We start from the raw sequence: 18,143 nt of genomic DNA, 5'->3' as shown, positions 1-18,143 counted from the left end.
CCCGCCCTACCGACGGACCGAAGGGGAGACGGTCATGCTCAGCTACATTCTGCGCCGCATCGGGCTGGCGCTTGTGATCACCGTTCTGGCGGTGACGACCCTGTTCGTCATCATCCACGCCATTCCGGGCGATCCGGTCTCGACCATGCTGGGGCCGCGCGCCTCCGAGGACATGCGCGCCGCGCTGGAACAGCGGATGGGGCTGGACCGGCCGCTGCCGGTGCAGATCGCGCTGTTTTTCGGCAACATGCTACGCGGCGACCTTGGCACCGACGTCTTTTCCAACCGCGCCGTGACCGAGATCGTTCTGGGTCAGATCCCCTATACGCTGGTCCTGATCCTCGCCTCCATCGCCTGGTCGGCGGTTCTGGGCATCGCGCTCGGCTGCTATTCGGCGGTGCGGCGCAATTCGCTAGGCGACCGGCTGACCGGCATCCTGTCGGTCTCGGTCATCGCGGTGCCGGCCTTCGTCGTTTCGCTCTATTCGCTGCTGATCTTCGCGGTGCGCCTGCAATGGTTCCCCGCCATCGGCGCAGGCGATTCCGGCGACATCCTCGATCAGCTGCACCACCTTGTCCTGCCGAGCCTCGCCATCGGGCTGAGCTGGGTGGGCTATATCGCGAGGCTTGTGCGCGCCTCGATGCTGGAGGTTCTGGGGGAAGGCCATATCCGCACCGCCCGCGCCTTCGGCCTGCCGGAACGGCGGGTGATCTTCGGCTACGCCCTCAGGCTCGCCATCCTGCCCACGGTCACGGTGATCGGCGTCGGCATGGGCTTCCTGCTGTCGGCGGCTGTCTTCATCGAGATCGTCTTCTCGCGGCCGGGCCTCGGGTCGCTGGTGATCGACAGCATCATGCAACGCAACTACCCGGTGGTGATGGGGTCTGTCCTGTTCTCCACCCTCATCTTCGTGGCCTCCACCACGCTGGCCGACATCGTCAACGCCATCCTTGACCCGCGCATCCGGTCCGGAAAGTAGGAGCCCGCCCATGTCCGATACATCGCTGCCGAAACCCCGCTCCGAGATGGGAGAGATCCTGCACCACCTGCTGCGCGACCCGCTTGGGCTGGTCGGGCTGGTCATCGTGACGCTGATCGTGGGCTCGGCCCTGCTGGCCCCGTGGATCGCGCCCTACGATCCCATTGCCATGAACATCCCCGACCGGCTGCAAGGGCCAAGTGCCGCGCACCTTCTGGGCACCGACCAGATCGGGCGCGACACGTTTTCGCGCGTGATCTGGGGCGGGCGCGTGGCGTTGCAGGTGGCGCTGCCCACCATCGGCGGGGCGGTGGCCATCGGGCTGATCCTGGGCATGGCGGCGGGCTATGGGCCGAAATGGCTCGACACGCTGATCGTGCTCTTCTTTGACACGCTGCGATCCTTCCCCACGGTGATGTTCGCGCTGGCGGTGGTGGCGCTGGTGGGGCCGAGCCTGAACACGGTGATCTTCGTCATCATGGCGACCTCGATCCCTACCTATGGCCGGGTCGTGCGCACCTTGACGCTGAGCTTGAAGGAGGCGGAGTTCATCACCGCCGAACGCGCGCTTGGTGCCTCGACCCTGCGCATCATGGGCGTGCACCTGCTGCCCAATGTGCTGGGGCCACTGGCGGTTCTGGCAGCGATGGATATTCCGACCGTTGTGGGGCTGGAGGCGGGGCTGAGCTTCCTCGGAATGGGGGTGCGCCCGCCGACGCCCTCCTGGGGATCGCTTCTGAACGACGGCTACAGCCTGATCCGCAACACGCCCTGGCTTATCATCGCGGGGGGCATCCCGCTGATCCTGACGACGATCGGCTTCACTTTCCTGGGCGAGGCATTGCGCGACGTGGTCGACCCGAAACTGCGCGGCAAGGGGGGCAAGTGATGACCGTTCTCGACATTCAGGGCCTGTCGGTCAGCTATGGGACTCCGCGTGGCGAATTGCGGGCGCTGCGCGATGTGTCCCTGTCCGTGCCGGAGCGCAAGATCGTCGGCATCGTGGGCGAATCCGGCTGTGGCAAGTCCACGCTGATTTCCGCGATCATCCGGCTGATGGCGCCCAATGCGCGGGTGCGGTCGGGTACGGTGCGCTTCAACGGGGAGGACCTGCTGGCGCTGCCCGAGGCGCGGATGCGCGGCTTGCGGGGGACAGAGATCTCGATGGTCTTTCAGGACCCGATGCAGACCCACAACCCCGTTTTGACCGTCGGGCGGCAAATGATCGACATCCAGTATCGTGACAAGCGGTCAAAGGCGGACAAGCTGAAGCGCGCGGCCGAGATGCTGGCGCTGGTCGGCATCCCCGACGCCAGTGCGCGGCTGAACCAGTACCCGTTCGAATTTTCCGGCGGCATGCGTCAGCGGATCGCTATTGCCATGGCGCTGATGGCCAGACCGTCGCTGCTGATCGCGGACGAGCCGACAACAGCGCTCGATGCAACGCTTGAGGTGCAGATTATCAAGCGCCTGCGCGAATTGCAGGACGAGATCGGCTGTTCGATCCTGTTCATCTCGCATCACCTCGGGGTCATTGCCGAACTGTGTGACGAGGTCGTGGTGATGTATGCGGGCGAGGTTGTCGAGGCCGGATCGGTGCGCGACGTCTTTCACAACCCGGCCCATCCCTATACCCGCGCGCTGCTGGAATGCGATCCGGGGCACATCAAGGAAAAGACCCGAAACCTGCCGACCATTCCGGGCAATATCCCCGATCTGGTCAGCCTGCCGGGTGGCTGCATCTTTGCCGACCGCTGCCCGCAGCGCCATGACGCGTGCACCGAACACCCCGTCCTGTCCGAGGCATCCGCCGGACACAGGGCGGCCTGTCATCTGATCAAGGCGGGGGCCCCGGCATGAGCGCGCTTCTGGATATCAAGGACGTCGTAGTCCGCTTTGCAGTCCGCGGCGGGGTCTTCAGCAGCGCCGGCAGCATCGACGCGGTCTCGGGCGTCAGCCTGTCCATCGAGGAGGGCAAGACCTACGGCATTGTCGGGGAAAGCGGGTCGGGCAAGACCACGCTGGCGCGCGCGGTAGCGGGGCTGCATCATGCTTCCGAAGGGTCGATCCTCTATCGGGGACAGGAACTGCGCGACCTGCCCGAGGCACAGTTCCGCAAGCTGCGCCGCGAAATCGTGATGATGTTTCAGGATCCGATCGGGTCGCTGTCGCCGCGCTTGTCAGTCAAGTCGCTGATCACCGAACCGTTCCGCATTCAGGGCATGAAGGGCCGCGACCTCGACGCCGAGGCAAGGCGGCTTCTGGCCATGGTCGGCCTGCCGCCGGAATTCGCCGCCCGCTACCCCTACCAGATCTCCGGCGGTCAGGCGCGGCGGGTGGGGGTCGCGCGGGCGCTGGCGCTCGATCCGAAGCTTCTGATCGCGGATGAACCGACGGCGGGGCTCGACGTGTCCATTCAGGGCGAGATGCTGAACCTTCTGGCGCGGCTTCAGGACGAGCTTGGGCTCGCGATCATGATCATCACCCATAACCTGAACGTGGTGCGCCACATCACCGACCGGGTGGGCATCATGTATCTGGGCAAATTGGTCGAGGAGGGCGAGACCGACACGGTTTTCTCTGCGCCCCGGCATCCCTATACGCTGGCCCTGCTGGCTGCGAACCCGGAACCGGACCCGGACGCGCAGCTGATGCGGATCGAATTGCAGGGGGAACCCCCTAGTATTCTGAACCGCCCCACGGGCTGCGAGTTTCACACCCGCTGTCCCTTCGCGCAGGCGCGCTGTTCAACGGATGTGCCAAGCTGGCAGGTTGCAGGTCCCGCAGCGCATCGGTGCCATCTCCCGGCGTCGTGGGAGCAGGACAAGGTTTGTCCCGCATGACCGGTCTCATCTTTTCCGGCGGGCCGATCCTGAGCATGGATGCGGATGACAGCCGCCCCGAGGCCATCGGCATCGAGGGGGATCGGATCGTGGCGGTCGGCGCGCTGTCGGATGTCAGACGCGCTGTGCCCGATGCTCCGCTGCACGATCTTGACGGGCGCACGCTGATCCCGGCCTTCATCGACCCGCATGGGCATTTTCCCGACAGCGCGATTGTCTCGCTGCTGCGGGCAGATTTGTCGGCCCGGTCCGGCTGTCGCAATCTGGCGGATGTGTTTGCAAGGCTGGCCGCGAAAGCCGCCGAAACCCCGCAGGGCAACTGGGTGATGGGGGCAGCGCTCGACGAGTGCCAGTTGGCCGAACGGCGCCTTCCAACGCGCGACGAACTGGACGCGGTGTCCACCGATCACCCGATCTGGGTCATTCACTCCTCGGGTCATTGCGGGGTTGCCAATTCGCGGGCCTTGGCGCGGCAGGGCATCGCCGAGGACAGTGCCGATCCCGAGGGGGGGCGCTATCTGCGCGACGGCGCCGGGCGTCTGACTGGCGGGATCGAGGGGCTGTCCGCCATGGGTGAGATGGGCGATACCCATTTCCTGCTGGATGATGCCTCTTTCGCGCGCTGCTTTGCGGCGGCGCGCAGCGAATATCTTGCCCAAGGGGTGACGCTGGCGCAGAACTCCTGGACGGCGCAACCGCTGCTCGACCTGTTTCAGGGGATCGCGGCGCAGGGCGATCCGGGCATTGACCTGATCCTGTTGCCCGTGGCCGAAATCGAGCCTGCGTTTTCGCAAACCGGGTCGGGGCGCGACTGGCCGAACGGCGCGATTGCCCTGGGGCCGCGCAAACTGCTGACCGATGGCTCTTTCCTGATGCGCACCGCCTTTCTGACCGCGCCTTATCTTGGCTCGGACGATCTGGGGCTGGCTTATTTGGCGCGCGACACCTTGTTTTCTGAGGTCAGGAAACTGCATCGCCTCGGGTTCCAGATCCATTGTCATTGCAACGGCGACGCGGCGTCGGACATGTTCCTCGATGCCGTGGCAGGCGCGCAGAAGCACCACCCGCGCGACGACCATCGGCACACGATCATTCATGGGCAGGTCATGCGCCGCGACCAGGTGAGGCGCTGTGCCGATCTGGGGGTGACCATCAGCTTCTTTCCGGCCCATATCTGGTATTGGGGCGATCTGCATCATGACGAGATCCTCGGTCCCGACCGCGCGCAAGATATCTCGCCCACGGGATGGGCCGAGGCTGAGGGATTGCGCTTCACCATCCATAACGACGCTTCGGTCACGCCGACGCGGCCCTTGCAGCTGATCCAGACAACCGTCACACGCCGCACCCAAAGCGGGCGGGTGCTTGGCCCGGATCAGTGCCTTTCGCCGCTATCGGCCTTGCGGGCGCATACGATCGACGCCGCATGGCAGGTCTTCCGAGAGGCGGAACGCGGATCGCTGGAACCCGGCAAGCTTGCGGATCTGGCGATCCTCGACGACAATCCGCTGACGCGGCCTGAAACCATCGACACGATCAAGGTCAGCGAAACCTGGCGGCATGGTCGACAGGTCTACGCTCGAAACACAAAAAGGGTCGGTGAACCGGCATGAGCTACGCAATCTATGTCGGCAGGAACCACAGCCGCACCGGTCATGCCTGGCTGGCCGGATATGGCGATGAGCCGTCCTCGCACTGGCTGGAAATCCTGCCCGCTGCGGACCACCCGGAGGGGGCGGTGATCGACGTGGGCGTCGGCCCCGAGGCGGACATGCCCGGACAGCGGATCACCGTGCCGCAGGTCGCGCATGCGCTGCGCCACATGCGGGTCAGCTATTCCTATTACCTTGGGGTTCCCGCGCCGATCACCAATGGCGGCGTGAACGAGGCCGGCGTTGCCGTGCGCGACGTCTGGTCGACTTCGCGGCCCGAGTTGCGAGAGATGACGCCGAAGGACCAGCGGGGATTCAACTACAGCGATCTGGCCCGCGCTGTGTTGGAGCGGGCCACGAGTGCCCGAGGCGCGGTAGAGCTGTGCGCCCGACTGATCGCGGACCATGGCGAGGCGAGCTATGGCGGCAACTCCCATCTCTTTGCCGATGCGGACGAAGCCTGGGTGATGATCCAGTTCGCGGGCGGGCAGGGGCTTTGGGTGGCTGAACGGCTTGGCCCCGACAGCATCCGCGCCTCGCGTCCCGGCTATGTGCTGGAGGTGCCAGTGCATGACCCGGATCACCCCGATTTCCTGTGGTCCCCGAATTTCGTCAGCTTCGCGCGAGATCAGGGCTGGTACGAGTCAGGGCCCTTCGATGCCAATGCCATCTATGGTGACGGCAAGGGCCGTTGGGACGGCATCCAGTGGATCGAGGCCGAGATGCAGGCGCGCGCGGCGCGGCCGGAAAAGATCGGGCTGGACGACATGATCTGGGCGGTGCGCACCGAGAAACTGACCGGAGATACGGCAGGTTACGGACAGGTCGTTCCACTGGTTCGCAGCCCTGATCCGGCCCTTCAGATGATGTGGCATGCGGCCTGCGGCGCGCTGGCCGCGCCCTTTTCGCCGGTGTTTCTGGGGCAAGATTCGGTGTCGCCGGAATATGGTCTGCATCGCTACCTGACCTCCGGGGAATCCCACAGGTTTCAGGACATGCGCAAGGCGGTCAGCGGGGGCAGCGATACGGTGTCGCTCGTGCCGCAGGTCAATGAAACCACGGTTGGGGCCTTTCAGGAATGCAAACGCCTGATGTACCTGATGCAGTTGCTGGGAGAGCAGACCCTCGCCCCGGTGCACGCGGCGTTTTCCGCACGCGAAGCGCGGCTGTCGGATCTGACCGATGCCCATCTTCGCGTGGCAGAGTCGGCCATTCGCTCGGGACACAAGGCCGAAGCGGTCGCGGTTCTGTCGGCGTTCTCGAATGCCGAGCTGACCTCCGCGCTCGCCCTTGTGCGCGACCTCGCCAGCGGGCTTTCCGCTCAGGCATCCGCGATCTCGGTCCCGGACCCGTCGGACCTGCCGAAAGGGTTTCGGCAGCTTTGGTAGGCTTGTTTCGGCCCCTGATGATTGCGCCCTAAAGCCGAGAGAGTTCAGAACCGCCGCTATCGCCCAGAAAGCTGCGAAGACGACGCCCACATGTCGCCCGGACGCCGACGAACGCCCTGCTGTCCGGTGGTTGCCTCTGACCACGTACCCGCCGCGCCGGGGCCAGAGGTCGGCCCCGGTCACAGCGAAAACACAGGCCGCTAAGTGCCGATCTGGTTGACCGCCACCGCGACAGAGCTGCCATAGCCGACCTCGATAAGAAGCACCTCGACCAGAATTGGGATGCCGTAGAGCGGCTCTTGCATATCGGGCGTGGCAAGGAAGCGGCAAAGCTGGCCCGGAACGATGTTGAACAGCGACCGCATCAGGTTTTCGGGGTTCCTGTCCGCGGAATCCGTCGCAACGTAGTTCCAGATGACCATTGTCGCGTTTACGGCCCCCCAGACAGAAACCGTGACCTCTGCCGTGTAGACCTTGGCCTTTCCGGCGCTGGCGGGCATGGCATAGGCAATCAACAGACCGCGGGTTGGTCCGAAGACCAGCTGAGAGAACCAGATATTGGCGGAAAACCCCTTGGTGCCCGCGCCACAGGTCGGGGGGCCCATATTGACATTGAGCAGCCATGGCGTGGTTGCCGCCGTGGTGATGTAGCGCAAGACGATGCTGGCATAGCTGAGCTGCTTGATGGGCGTGTTAAGCGCGCTGGCCGTGGCGGTGATCGGGTCGACAATCATGCGTCCGTACATGCCCGCAGAATAGATGCTGAGCGAGATCCCCCTGATCCAGACCTCGGCCGATGCGTCGATCCTGACCTCGGTGGATGGTGTCCCGATGCCGGACTGGGCCTTGAGCCAGTCGACCGTGTAATAGGCCCTGTAATCGTCCAGCGCGGCTTGATCCGGGAACGGGGCCTTGCCGGTCGCCAGCTTGTAGATCAGCGTTGTCGGCACCGCGATGATGTAGGCCGGGATGTCGATCAGCCGAATACCCAGCTTCTTGCCGGTAAAGAACTTGTAAAGCTGCGAGAAGATCGGGATTTCCCACTCGTTGAACAGGAAGTCGCGGAAGGACTGGATGACCTCGGCAATCAGGTCCATCAGCGTCGCAATGACCCCGCGGGCGAAGTCGAGCGCGAAGAGGGCCACACTCTCCATCACCTTCACCACACCCGAGAGCAGCAGGTTCATCGCGTTGGCCGGGTCGTCTCCGATTGCGGTGAAGTAGTTCACCGCCTCGTCGAAGGCTTCCTTTCCATCACCGAACTGGAAGTTGTCCGCAAGGTTCGACAGCATTTCGACCAGGCTGTCGAGCGAGCTGGACAATGCCGTGGACGAGGCCATGCTGACAACACTCTGGCCTTGCTCCTGCGCGTTTTCATAGTTTTCGGTATAGGTGTTGATGAAGGGGTTGTGCTCCATCTGGTGGCTGTCTTCGTCGCTCAGTTCATTCTCGTCCGCCGCCGTTCGATAGCTGGGATCTCCCTTTTCATTGAGGTCGTCAACGAAACTGTCGATCGTGTCCTTCAGACTGTCCTTCATCGTGTCGATGCCCGCCAGAATGGTCTGTTTGACGGACTCCACCCCGTCGACGGTAAAGGCCAGTGTCACGTCGATGGAATGGCGAATGGCCTCTGCCGTGCGCACGATATCGGGAAGGTTGAACAGGAAGGCGAGCCATTGGTAGAGCTCATCGAGCTTGACCTTCAGCCAGTTCCATATGCCCTGCACGAAATCGAACGCCTGTTGGGCGAACTCGATCACCGCTTCGAACACCTTCTCACCGATGTGGAACAGGACCCGTCCGATGCCGTCGACCACCTCCACGACGATCTTCTTGATGCCTTCGACGATCCATTCCGCCCCTTCCTTGATGCCGTTCCAGAACGTGCCCCAGGCAGATTTGAGCCACCCGTCACCAAGCCCGGCAGCGGCCATGTCTGCCCGCCGGCCGGATTTCCATTCGGCAAGGCTGTCGGCTGTCATAACCTCGTAGGTCGGGAATCCGCTGGTGAAGTCGATTGCCCATGTCTGTCCCTCCATCGCGGCAAGGTTCAGCGCCGGACGGAAGCCCCGGCCCGCTGCCCGGAGGGATGCAAAATGGTAATTGACCTTGCCGCTGCCGTTTTCATCCGCATCGGCAATACTCATCGAGGCCCGGGTTATGGCCTGAAGATTGGCGGCATATTCATCCGTGCGGTATTCTGCGGGCAGCAGGAAATTACCCTCCGCATCCTTCGCATCCTTGATTTCGTCGACGGTCAGCCCGGTCAATTTTTCCTGAAGTTGCAGGTTTGGCTGCACCACGATCGGAGAGCCCGGCGTTGTCTGCGGGGTCTCGATATACAGCGTCGCCGCCGCAAGCGCGTTGGCCTGCTGCTGAATGATCACCTTGCCATCGGGACCGGCCTTTATGCTGACCCAATCCGCCTGGCTGGCCCGGTAGGACAGACCGTTCACGAACAGCGTCACAAGCGACGATGCCTTGATCCCGATCTGTGCGTTTGGCAGGGGCAGGCCCGATCCGTCCAGCACGGTCAGTTCCAGCGAATGGGTCGGGACCTGGGTCATGTCATCATCGGTGCGTTCCAGCTCGATATGCTGCTGGAACCATTGTTGCGTCGTGGGTGACTGCCAGAACCGCGTGACATTGCCTGCGGCCGATACCGTGAAGGCCTCGCTATAACGGTTGCTGTCGCGGCCAACGGCGAAGATCGAGGCGGAATCCGCCGGATTAGACGGAATCTCGTTTCCGAGCGCCAGGATCGGTTGCCATTCAGCTGTGGCGCTGCGGCCTTCACCAGGCAGTTGGCCGGTCCAGTACAGGCGGCCATCATCACCGATCCCGAATACCTGAAGCAGGTTGTCATATTGCTGCGCGGCAAAGATGCTGGTCAGACGCACGTCCTGGCCGGGATCGACAACAATCCAATCGTCCCATTGGGTTGTCGATCCGGTCTGGTACTTCTTTTCTTTCTTGAACAGCAATCTGCCTGTGTCACGCTCGATGGCGAAGACGTTCAGCCGGTCGGAATTGTTCTGACCCGACGCATCAGTGACCACCGACAAATGCGAAACCTTGTAGGTTCCGAGCGAGACAAGCTTGGCCGTCCGGTCGCTGCTTTTCGCGTAGAGCGGGTCATCATCCTCGCCGATGGCAAACAGGGCCGACTGGATAGGGTTGTTCGCGGTGCTGACGACCGATTTTGCACGGACAGGATCCCCGTTCGCATCCTCATGCGCCACCCAGACAGGCCCGGCCCAACTGTCTTCGCCCGGCAGGTAAAAGTTGTTTGCCAGAATGCCGGGACGGGTGCTGTTGTCTTCGAGGATGACATTGAAATAGATATTTCCCGTCAAGCCTCTGGCCCCGGTGAACTGCCGAATTGTTTCGGTCGCGTCGGCTGGCTTGGTCTCTCTCTGGAAATAGGTATCGGTCTGGGATCGGAAGGTTGCAAGATGCAGCTGCCCATTGGCACCGAGGGTCATCAGGTTGGGCGTATTCGATGAAACGCCGTCATTGGTATAGGCAAAGATCTGACGCCCGGTGATGGCCAAATTCTTCTGCTCGTAGGGGGCAAGGCTGCCTTCGCCCTGGCGCAGGCGGTAGATCTGGTTGTCGGTCCCGACCGTGTAGAGATCCAACGAACCAGCGGCATTCGGAAAGGTCTTGATATCCGTGCCGCCAAGCGCCGGGCGTGTCGGCTGGAACATTTCCATATACTTGGTGCTTGCGCGGGCGACCGGCGTGTCATCGGTGGCAGCGGCCTCAAGAACAGATTGCGGCATCCTGGGCATTGGCTATCTCCTTGGATTGAATGAGGGCACGCTGCAAGTGACGCGCGCGGTGCAGGGCCGGTGCTCTCCAGAGCGGGCGGCCATGGCTGTTGCAATAAAGGGGTTGGTCTTCGGATTGGGCTTGCGGCGGTGGCGACCAGGATGACCCGCCGATTGCACCGGCCCGCTCGGCCCGGGCCATGGCAAAGCCGATCTCATCGGGATGCGCGTAGTAGGGTGCAAGCCCCCGCACGCTTGCTGGCGAGACCTGCCACCGCTGCAGTGCGGATGACAGCGTTTCGGAAAGCTCCGGGTCAGCAGGCAGCCCCGCCATCGCGCGGCAGGCAAGGATGTTGGCGTTGACGCAGATATCTGCCGGGTTGATCGCAAGGGACGTATCAAGCCAGGTCCGATAGACCCCGGCGCGAACCCACGGCGCATCGCCCCTTGCCCGCGCCCTGACCCGGACCCCGTCGAACAGCGAAGCAAGAACCGCAGCGGCATGCGATTGCGGTCTGGCACCGGAGCGGATCAAAGCCATCCATGCCAATGCCGTATCGTCGGCATCGGGCGGCAGGTCTTTCCGAACCCGGTAGGTTTCGGCATCCCGCGGGTAGAAACGGAACGCTCCCGCAAGATCGGGGTCGGCACAGCGCTCGATAAAGGCCACGCCCCGTTCGATGGCCCGCACAAGGCAAGGGCTTGCGTCGCTCAGTTGGCACATTTCCGTCAAAAGCAGGACGACGCTTGCCGTGACAAAACAGGTTTCATCCACCTGCTGCCCGTCGCGCGTGTCCACGGTCGAGGGGAAGGCCCCCGAAGGGGTTTGCATCGAAACAAGCTGGTCCATCAGCTGCGAGACCTTCATTCGCGGCCTCCCGCATCAACCGACCAAAGCAGCAAAGCCTCTGGCGTGGTGGCGATCGTCGCGGTGATTGCGGGCGGTTGCTGGCCCGCCTGTGCAGCGCCGATCAACACATGGCGGGGCGGCTGGCCCGATGTCAGATCGCGGTAGACGGACATGTCCCATCCGCGCGTGGCACCGGCGGATAACAGCGCCGCGCGTACCCTGTCGTCGGGGCCAAGCAAACCGACCGTTGTCGAATACCAGGTGAAGGCCGTGCCAGCGCCGTCGTCAGCAAAGGCATTGCTGAAACCCATGTCAAAGGACGGCAGCGCAAAGCGCACACTGCGTCGGGTCAGATCCTGAACAAGCGCTGGCACAACCGCGTCAGACAGGTTGATGCCAATGCGGCGCGCCAGTGCGGGGAGGTCGGCAGGATGGAGCCTGCCCGCGCTGAAATAGACTTCTGTCCCGCCGGTCAACGGGTCCAGACCGACCATGGTCGCAACCGCCCCTCGCGACGACCTGATCTGCGCCGTTCCCGCAAGCTTTGCTTCCCATGCGGCCCATGGGGCGTGCTCGGGGATGTCGAGATAGAGCTTATGCGCCAAGCCCCCCCGGCGCAGGCGAAGACCCAACCACGCGCCAAAGCGCGCTCCATAGGTCTGCTGCCATTCGGATATCTTCGCCAAAGTGGCCAGTTGCGCCGAAGACAGGGCAGGGGCCACGACGCGCGCGCAAAGGGCCAAGCGCGTCTCTGGCGACGCACCCGGACACGGATCGAGCGAAATCCTGTAGTCCGCATCGGGCCACAGAAAGGCCAGCTCGGCCGGCTGTCCCGACGGGGTAAGCCGGCTTTGCGCGGCTGCGCCGACCTGCGACCGTGGACCGATCAGCGCCTGCGCTGCGCTGGCCAGTTGCCGGATTGCGGCGCGGTGATCGCAATCCGGTCTGTGGACCGTTTCTGGTGCGAGAGTGGACATGGCCGGAACCGCCCCTGTCAGGCCCTTCTCAGCCATCCTCTTTTTCGAGGGCCTTCAGCGTATCGGCGTCGACGGTGTGGCGCACGAAGCCCGGTTCGTTGCTGCCTGCCGGGGGCACATCGGGCAAGGTTACGGTCAGCACACCCTCGACATGTTGATCCTTGAGCCAGCGGCGTTCGGAATCTGCGGCCATGATGTATTCGGCGGTGTAGTAGAACTCCACATTGGGCTGATCATGGGGGCGCTTGAGCGCATAGAAACGGTCGAGATTGTCCACCGGCTGACCATCGGTCGCTTTCATCAGGGAGTAGGCATAGAGATCGGCCTGAGAGCCTTCTGCAATGGCCAGTTGTTCCGTGGTCATGCTTACCCGTGGCATCGCGAAAAAGGCGGGCGGCTTGCCGGCCAGTTTGTCCGCTCCGGTCCCTTCCAGACGGAAGAAGGTCAGATTGACACCGGCCACCTGATCCCAGTCGATTTCGCTGGTGATGATCCGAACGCCATAGGGCTGACTGTCGGTGCGGATGAGGAAGGTGCGATTGCCGCTTGGCTGCTGGTAACTGGTGCCGAGATTAACCTCCGTGCCATCGCTGAAATAGATATTTCCGGCCAGCTTGAAATACGCCGAATTGGTATTGTCCACCGCCGCGAATGTCCAGGGATCGGCAGAGACAATCGCAGGCGACGTGCCCGGTTCCCAGTTGGGCCAGGCATTATGGAACAGCGCGCGGCCAGGGCTGTTTTCCTGATCGAAATACTGGGCGGAAATGTCGGCCAGTAGAACGCTCGGGGCGTTGCTCACGTTGAAAACGCGAAGGTTGAACTGGGTGGTGAAATTGGCCGGGTCGATCACATAGACAATATCGGCATTTCCGGAATTGGTGTTTTCCGGTGCCGAACTGATTGTGATCGGCGTGCCCGAACTGATGACCGACCCGTCATTCATCATATAGCGAAGCGTGTAGTGATACGTACCGCCGATTGGCTGTTTGTAGTAGCTGTTGAATTGAACCGGATCGCCCTCGGCATCGCCATTCGCGGTCAGATCTTTTGTTTGCACAATGGCGGTCTTACCGAAGGGGGGCGTAAAGAAGAGGTCGATGACGACACGATCCACATCTTTCTGATCATCGCCGAACGGCACGCCCTGACCTACAAAGGTAACCTGCCGGGTTCCAAAGTCGCTCGGGGCAATATTCACCACCGTATCTCTGGTGCTGATCTTCGCCGAGGTGTATTCCGTGCCATCGGAATAACGGATCACGAAGCTGAACTTGAAGTCCGGCACGAACTCTCCGGTTGGCGTGAATTCGCCCGGCGCCTCATAGATTAATGTCGACTTGTCACCATCGGCGGGAATGAGTTCAAACGTATTGTCGGTCTGTCGGGTCGGGTAATCGACCGTGACAGTCACCCGTTCCGCAATCGCCAACCCGGTTTCCGATGACGTTAATTGGCCGACCAGCGAGAAGATGACCGACAATTTGCGATTGTCGACCTTTTGCAGAACCTTGTTTTCCCACGTTTCCGAGGTGAAGACCGGCACCGCGCTGGACACGGGTGTCGACCAGTCGACGACGGTGTCCTCTGTATAGCTTTTGGTAAACGAGGTCGTCGCCGACACCGGGTTGTTCCCCGGCGCTGTCGCCATGGTTGCGGCTGCGGCAACGGTGCTGGCGACCTGATCTTCCAGCGTGGTCCACGCCCAATCCCGGACGCGCTGTTCCAGTTCGGGGGTGCCGCCTGCGCCGATCTCGACACGCACATCGCCGGCGCCCGATTGTTGTAGCACCTGCTTGACCTCTTCCAGAACCCGCTTTTGCCGACCCCAGGTGTCTTTCTCCGTGCGATACCTTTCCTCGTAGGTGATTGCCGCCTGCGAATTATAGGAAACAGTCGCCTTCGCCCCGAGCAGCTTGGTCAGGACCTGCATGTCATATTCGATGCTGAACGGGGAATTGCCACCACCCTGAGAGAGCGCGGTCTTGAACTCGTTCAACTGCTCCGCCGTGTCCAGTTCGACCTGAAAAGACACCACGTTGGTTCCATAAAGCGAAGGTTCCGCAACCAGAATCTCCGGCGCGCCGTCCCGCAGAAAGTGAAAATAGGCATTCCCGCCAACCCAGGTGAACCCGCCCCAGGTGACGGTTTTTCCAAGCTCCGCCTCCAGCGCTGCCTTTGCCGTCTCCGGCTGCACAAGATCCGCCTCGAAGGTGCAGGCACCAGAAACGCCACCACCGTTTTCGGTATATTCGATGACGGAGAAAACCGGATCTCCGCCCATGGTCCGAATTCGAGGTGATGGCACGAGATACCAAGTGTCCGGATCATCATGGTCCTGGTAAGCGTAGGTGACTTGCCCATCCCCATACACAACTTCGCGCGCAGTAGTGATATCGAACATGATCGTGCCTTTCAAAAGACTGAATTTGGAATCATATGGCGTTTTCATTTGTATTACATAGTCCAGTGGGGTCGAAATATTGCAACAGATATGTTGCCTGACCTTTCATATATACTTCTTGATGAATGTGGGCTGATTTGGTAATTAGGGAAGAATCAATTATTAATAGATAGCGCCAACAGTTGCGGTCATTTTCGCCGGTATTTGATTGTCATTACTGACTGTTTTGATGTTTGATTTTTTAAGGGGGTGGGTGATTTTTGCATGGAGATATAGGGTTCTATTATGGAAAAATTCATCTTGGACCCGCAACTTCTTGTGTCACCAAGAATGCTTGTTTAAGCCAATTTTTGTGCGAAGGCCTCCGGGTCATTCGCTGAATGCTGAACAAGTGTCGATCTTTCGAAATGAATGTCGGATAAGCATTATCCGGCGATGGAAGGCGACCGAACCGGGCCTTGATCCGGAAGGCTGTCTGACCAAACACTTGCCGATTGCCTGACTTCGCCGGGGCAGGGTGGCGCAGCGCATGCCGTGTGCGTATGGTCCGCACAGTAAGGCCGTTCCGAAGCGGGATGGCTCCGAGGAGATCGCCGAATGCCCCCGAACGCAGCTACCAAGGCCGCACGCCTGTCCGTTGCCCCGATGATGGATTGGACGGATCGCCATTGCCGGTATGTCCACCGGCTGATGTCGTCTCATGCGTTGCTCTATACCGAGATGGTCACGGCCCCTGCGGTTATCCACGGGGACCGGGACCGGTTGCTGGGGTTCAGCACGCCGGAACATCCCGTTGCGCTTCAGCTTGGCGGCTCCGATCCCGCGCAACTGGCAGACGCTACGCGGATCGCAGGCGATTACGGCTATGACGAGGTCAACCTCAATGTCGGCTGTCCCTCGGATCGGGTGCAGTCCGGCAGTTTCGGGGCGATTCTCATGGAACAGCCCAGGCTGGTGGCCGATTGCGTGGCGGCGATGATCGCGGCCAGCCCGGTGGAGGTCACGGTGAAATGCCGGATCGGGGTGGATGAACAGGTGCCGGAGCAGGTGCTGCCGGACTTCCTGCGCATCGTGTCCGACGCCGGGGTCAACCGCTTCACGATCCACGCGCGAAAGGCCTGGTTGCAGGGGCTCAGCCCCAAGGAAAACCGCGATATCCCGCCGCTCGACTATCCGCTGGTGCACCGGATGAAGGCGGATTTTCCGCATCTGCACCTGTCTATCAATGGCGGCATCACCACGCTGGACGAGGCCGAAGAGCATCTGGCCACGGGCATGGATGGGGTCATGATCGGCCGCGCCGCCTATCACACCCCTGCCGACGTGCTGCTGGAGGCCGACCAGCGGATTTTCGGCGCCACGACCCCGCCCAAAACCGCCCATCAGGTGGCAGAGGAGATGCTGCCCTATATCGAGGCGCATCTGGCGGCGGGCGGGCGGCTCAACCAGATCACCCGGCATATGCTGGGGCTCTTTGCAGGCCGTCCCGGTGCGCGGCACTGGAAACGCATCCTGTCGGAACAGGCGCATCGCGACGGGGCGGGGCCGGAGGTTGTTCAGGCCGCGCTGGACGCCGTCAGCCAATTCGCCGCCTGAGCCCGCTTTCCATTCCCCGCCCGCTCTGCTTAAGTCGCGCCAAATCGCGAAAGGACACGCCATGGCCGAGTTCACCCAATACCTGCCGCTTTTGGGGCTGATCCTGCTGATCGGCGGCTTTGCGGGCATCGTGGCGGGGCTGTTGGGCGTGGGCGGCGGCATCGTTCTGGTCCCGGCCTTCTTCTTTGCCTTCTCCTCGCTCGGCTACACCACGCCAGAGCTCATGCAGATCTGTCTTGCGACCTCGCTGGCGACCATCGTCGTGACCTCTGTGCGCTCGGTCATGGCCCATAACCGCAAAGGCGCGGTCGATTGGGAGATCCTGAAAGCCTGGGGTCCGGGCATCGCCATCGGCGCGGCGCTTGGGGTTGCGGCGGCGTCCGGTCTCAGGAACGAAGTGCTGATGGGCATTTTCGGGGTGCTGGGGCTGTGCGTCGGGCTCTACCTGGCGTTTGGCAAGCCCGATTGGCGGCTTGGCGACGAGATGCCGGGCGGCGCGGCGCGGGCGGTGGTTTCGCCTGCGCTTGGCTTCCTGTCGGTCCTGATGGGGATCGGCGGCGGCAGCTTCGGGGTGCCGCTGATGACGCTCTACGGACGGCCGATTCACCGGGCGGTGGCAACGGCGGCAGGCTTTGGCGTGATTATCGCGGTGCCCTCGGTTCTGGGCTTTCTGTTCATCGGAGGCGGCACCGAAGGGCGCCCGCCCTACACGGTCGGTCAGGTCAACCTGATTGCCTTCGTCGTGATCGTGGCGATGACGATGATCACCACGCCCTGGGGTGTGAAGCTGGCCCACGCGATGGACCCCAAGCCGCTGAAGCGGGTCTTTGCGGTGTTCATCATGATCATGGCGGTGAACATGCTGCGAAAGGCGCTAGGGTTTTGAGCTGGCTGTCCGACGGGTATCAGGTCTTCGGGCCGGACCCGGAGGTTTTGCATTGGCTTCAAAGCGCTGGCCCTGCCGCGCTGGCGGCGGCACGCGACCCAGGGCATCGGGCTGACTGGCTGCGCCATGGTGGCACGTGGTTTGCCGGTGTGAATGTGCTGGACAATGATGGGGAAGGGCGGGTGGCCGATGGTGTGCCGCTACGCGGCGCGGCGCTCCGTGCGGCAGAGGCGGTGACCGGCGCGTTGCCGCTTGATCCGGGCCAGGTCTCGGTCACCTATCCCGGCTATCCTCGGCAGGACGAAAACGAGAGCGACGCCAATCACCGCTACCGCAGAACCCGCGCTGCGGCGCATCTGGATGGGCTGCTTCCGGTGGGGCCGGACCGTCGTCGGATGCTGAAGGAACCGCATGCCTGGATTCTCGGCCTGCCCGTGACCGATTGCGGGGCAGGGGCCGCGCCGCTGGTGGTCTGGAAGGGCAGCCACGAGGTAATGCGCACCCGATTGGAAGCGGTATTCGCGCAGCACCCTAAGGAGGAGTGGTCCGATTTGGACCTGACCGACGCCTATCACGCCGCGCGGCGTGAGGTGTTCGAGACCTGCCCGCGTGTCGAACTGCCCGCGAAACCGGGCGAGGCAACCTTGCTGCACCGGCTGGTCCTTCACGGGGTCGCCCCGTGGCACGAGGGGGCGGAGGCCCCGGCAGAGGGCCGCGCCATCGTCTATTTCCGTCCGCATCTGCCGGGTGGTATGCCCGATTGGCTGCACCTGCCCTGACCACCGGCGCGGGGAA

13 protein-coding genes are annotated in these 18,143 nt (G+C 62.6%); 9 read left to right on the top strand and 4 right to left on the bottom strand.

The features are described from left to right. From BKY26_RS08935 to BKY26_RS08910, 6 genes are all read left to right on the top strand, one after another. The coding region (locus tag BKY26_RS08935; RefSeq protein WP_425434476.1) for an ABC transporter permease at positions 1-979 on the top strand (979 nt) is incomplete at its 5' end. Between the two features lie 10 nt (positions 980-989). Further along, positions 990-1,868, top strand: a complete 879-nt coding sequence (locus tag BKY26_RS08930; protein ID WP_193600178.1) for an ABC transporter permease — start codon at positions 990-992, stop codon at positions 1,866-1,868. Further along, positions 1,868-2,839, top strand: coding sequence for an ABC transporter ATP-binding protein (locus BKY26_RS08925; protein WP_071690049.1), 972 nt, complete (start codon positions 1,868-1,870; stop codon positions 2,837-2,839). Before BKY26_RS08930 ends, BKY26_RS08925 begins: the two co-directional genes overlap by 1 nt. Beyond that, on the top strand, positions 2,836-3,822 hold the full coding sequence (locus tag BKY26_RS08920; RefSeq protein ID WP_071690048.1) for an ABC transporter ATP-binding protein: 987 nt from the start codon (positions 2,836-2,838) through the stop codon (positions 3,820-3,822). The genes BKY26_RS08925 and BKY26_RS08920 overlap by 4 nt, the downstream gene beginning before the upstream one ends. After that, positions 3,819-5,435 carry an amidohydrolase gene (locus BKY26_RS08915; RefSeq protein WP_071690047.1) on the top strand — a complete coding sequence of 539 codons (1,617 nt, stop codon included), beginning with the start codon at positions 3,819-3,821 and terminating at the stop codon, positions 5,433-5,435. The genes BKY26_RS08920 and BKY26_RS08915 overlap by 4 nt, the downstream gene beginning before the upstream one ends. After that, positions 5,432-6,862, top strand: a complete 1,431-nt coding sequence (locus BKY26_RS08910) for a C69 family dipeptidase (RefSeq protein ID WP_071690046.1) — start codon at positions 5,432-5,434, stop codon at positions 6,860-6,862. Before BKY26_RS08915 ends, BKY26_RS08910 begins: the two co-directional genes overlap by 4 nt. 200 nt (positions 6,863-7,062) lie before the next feature. Here BKY26_RS08910 and BKY26_RS08905 read toward each other — a convergent pair whose 3' ends face one another. The 4 genes from BKY26_RS08905 to BKY26_RS08890 are packed head-to-tail and all read right to left on the bottom strand — an operon-like array spanning position 7,063 to position 14,866. After that, entirely contained in the window at positions 7,063-10,656 is a 3,594-nt protein-coding gene (locus BKY26_RS08905; protein WP_071690045.1) for a PLL family lectin, read from the bottom strand. Continuing rightward, positions 10,628-11,503: a prenyltransferase/squalene oxidase repeat-containing protein gene (locus tag BKY26_RS08900; RefSeq protein ID WP_071690044.1), complete on the bottom strand. Its 876-nt coding sequence runs from the start codon at positions 11,501-11,503 to the stop codon at positions 10,628-10,630. The genes BKY26_RS08905 and BKY26_RS08900 overlap by 29 nt, the downstream gene beginning before the upstream one ends. Continuing rightward, a complete protein-coding gene (locus BKY26_RS08895; RefSeq protein ID WP_131541818.1) occupies positions 11,500-12,462 on the bottom strand; it encodes a hypothetical protein in 963 nt (320 codons plus the stop codon). Before BKY26_RS08895 ends, BKY26_RS08900 begins: the two co-directional genes overlap by 4 nt. 28 nt (positions 12,463-12,490) lie before the next feature. After that, positions 12,491-14,866, bottom strand: coding sequence for a hypothetical protein (locus BKY26_RS08890; protein ID WP_131541817.1), 2,376 nt, complete (start codon positions 14,864-14,866; stop codon positions 12,491-12,493). Between the two features lie 597 nt (positions 14,867-15,463). Here BKY26_RS08890 and dusA point away from each other — a divergent pair. The 3 genes from dusA to BKY26_RS08875 all read left to right on the top strand — a co-directional run bounded on the left by dusA (position 15,464) and on the right by BKY26_RS08875 (position 18,127). Further along, on the top strand, positions 15,464-16,462 hold the full coding sequence (gene dusA / locus BKY26_RS08885; protein ID WP_071690041.1) for a tRNA dihydrouridine(20/20a) synthase DusA: 999 nt from the start codon (positions 15,464-15,466) through the stop codon (positions 16,460-16,462). A 61-nt stretch (positions 16,463-16,523) separates the two neighbouring features. Further along, the gene (locus tag BKY26_RS08880) at positions 16,524-17,348 is read left to right on the top strand and encodes a sulfite exporter TauE/SafE family protein (RefSeq protein ID WP_071690040.1); all 825 of its coding nucleotides are present in this window, start codon (positions 16,524-16,526) and stop codon (positions 17,346-17,348) included. Further along, positions 17,345-18,127 (top strand): phytanoyl-CoA dioxygenase family protein, encoded by a 783-nt coding sequence (locus BKY26_RS08875; protein WP_131541816.1) that lies wholly within the window; start codon positions 17,345-17,347, stop codon positions 18,125-18,127. The genes BKY26_RS08880 and BKY26_RS08875 overlap by 4 nt, the downstream gene beginning before the upstream one ends. Positions 18,128-18,143 lie beyond the last annotated feature (16 nt).

It is taken from the genome of Nioella sediminis (assembly GCF_001879695.1).
GTDB classification, from domain to species: Bacteria; Pseudomonadota; Alphaproteobacteria; order Rhodobacterales; family Rhodobacteraceae; genus Nioella; species Nioella sediminis.
Note: the sequence above shows the minus strand (reverse complement) of the source record. Positions and strands in the feature narration are given on the sequence as shown.

Bases quoted from the DNA above. Each gene is read 5' to 3' on its own strand.
- BKY26_RS08930 (WP_193600178.1), top strand. From the start codon at position 990: ATGTCCGATACATCGCTGCCGAAACCCCGCTCCGAGATGGGAGAGATC.
- BKY26_RS08925 (WP_071690049.1), top strand. From the start codon at position 1,868: ATGACCGTTCTCGACATTCAGGGCCTGTCGGTCAGCTATGGGACTCCG.
- BKY26_RS08920 (WP_071690048.1), top strand. From the start codon at position 2,836: ATGAGCGCGCTTCTGGATATCAAGGACGTCGTAGTCCGCTTTGCAGTC.
- BKY26_RS08915 (WP_071690047.1), top strand. From the start codon at position 3,819: ATGACCGGTCTCATCTTTTCCGGCGGGCCGATCCTGAGCATGGATGCG.
- BKY26_RS08910 (WP_071690046.1), top strand. From the start codon at position 5,432: ATGAGCTACGCAATCTATGTCGGCAGGAACCACAGCCGCACCGGTCAT.
- BKY26_RS08905 (WP_071690045.1), bottom strand. From the start codon at position 10,656: ATGCCCAGGATGCCGCAATCTGTTCTTGAGGCCGCTGCCACCGATGAC.
- BKY26_RS08900 (WP_071690044.1), bottom strand. From the start codon at position 11,503: ATGAAGGTCTCGCAGCTGATGGACCAGCTTGTTTCGATGCAAACCCCT.
- BKY26_RS08895 (WP_131541818.1), bottom strand. From the start codon at position 12,462: ATGTCCACTCTCGCACCAGAAACGGTCCACAGACCGGATTGCGATCAC.
- BKY26_RS08890 (WP_131541817.1), bottom strand. From the start codon at position 14,866: ATGTTCGATATCACTACTGCGCGCGAAGTTGTGTATGGGGATGGGCAA.
- dusA (WP_071690041.1), top strand. From the start codon at position 15,464: ATGCCCCCGAACGCAGCTACCAAGGCCGCACGCCTGTCCGTTGCCCCG.
- BKY26_RS08880 (WP_071690040.1), top strand. From the start codon at position 16,524: ATGGCCGAGTTCACCCAATACCTGCCGCTTTTGGGGCTGATCCTGCTG.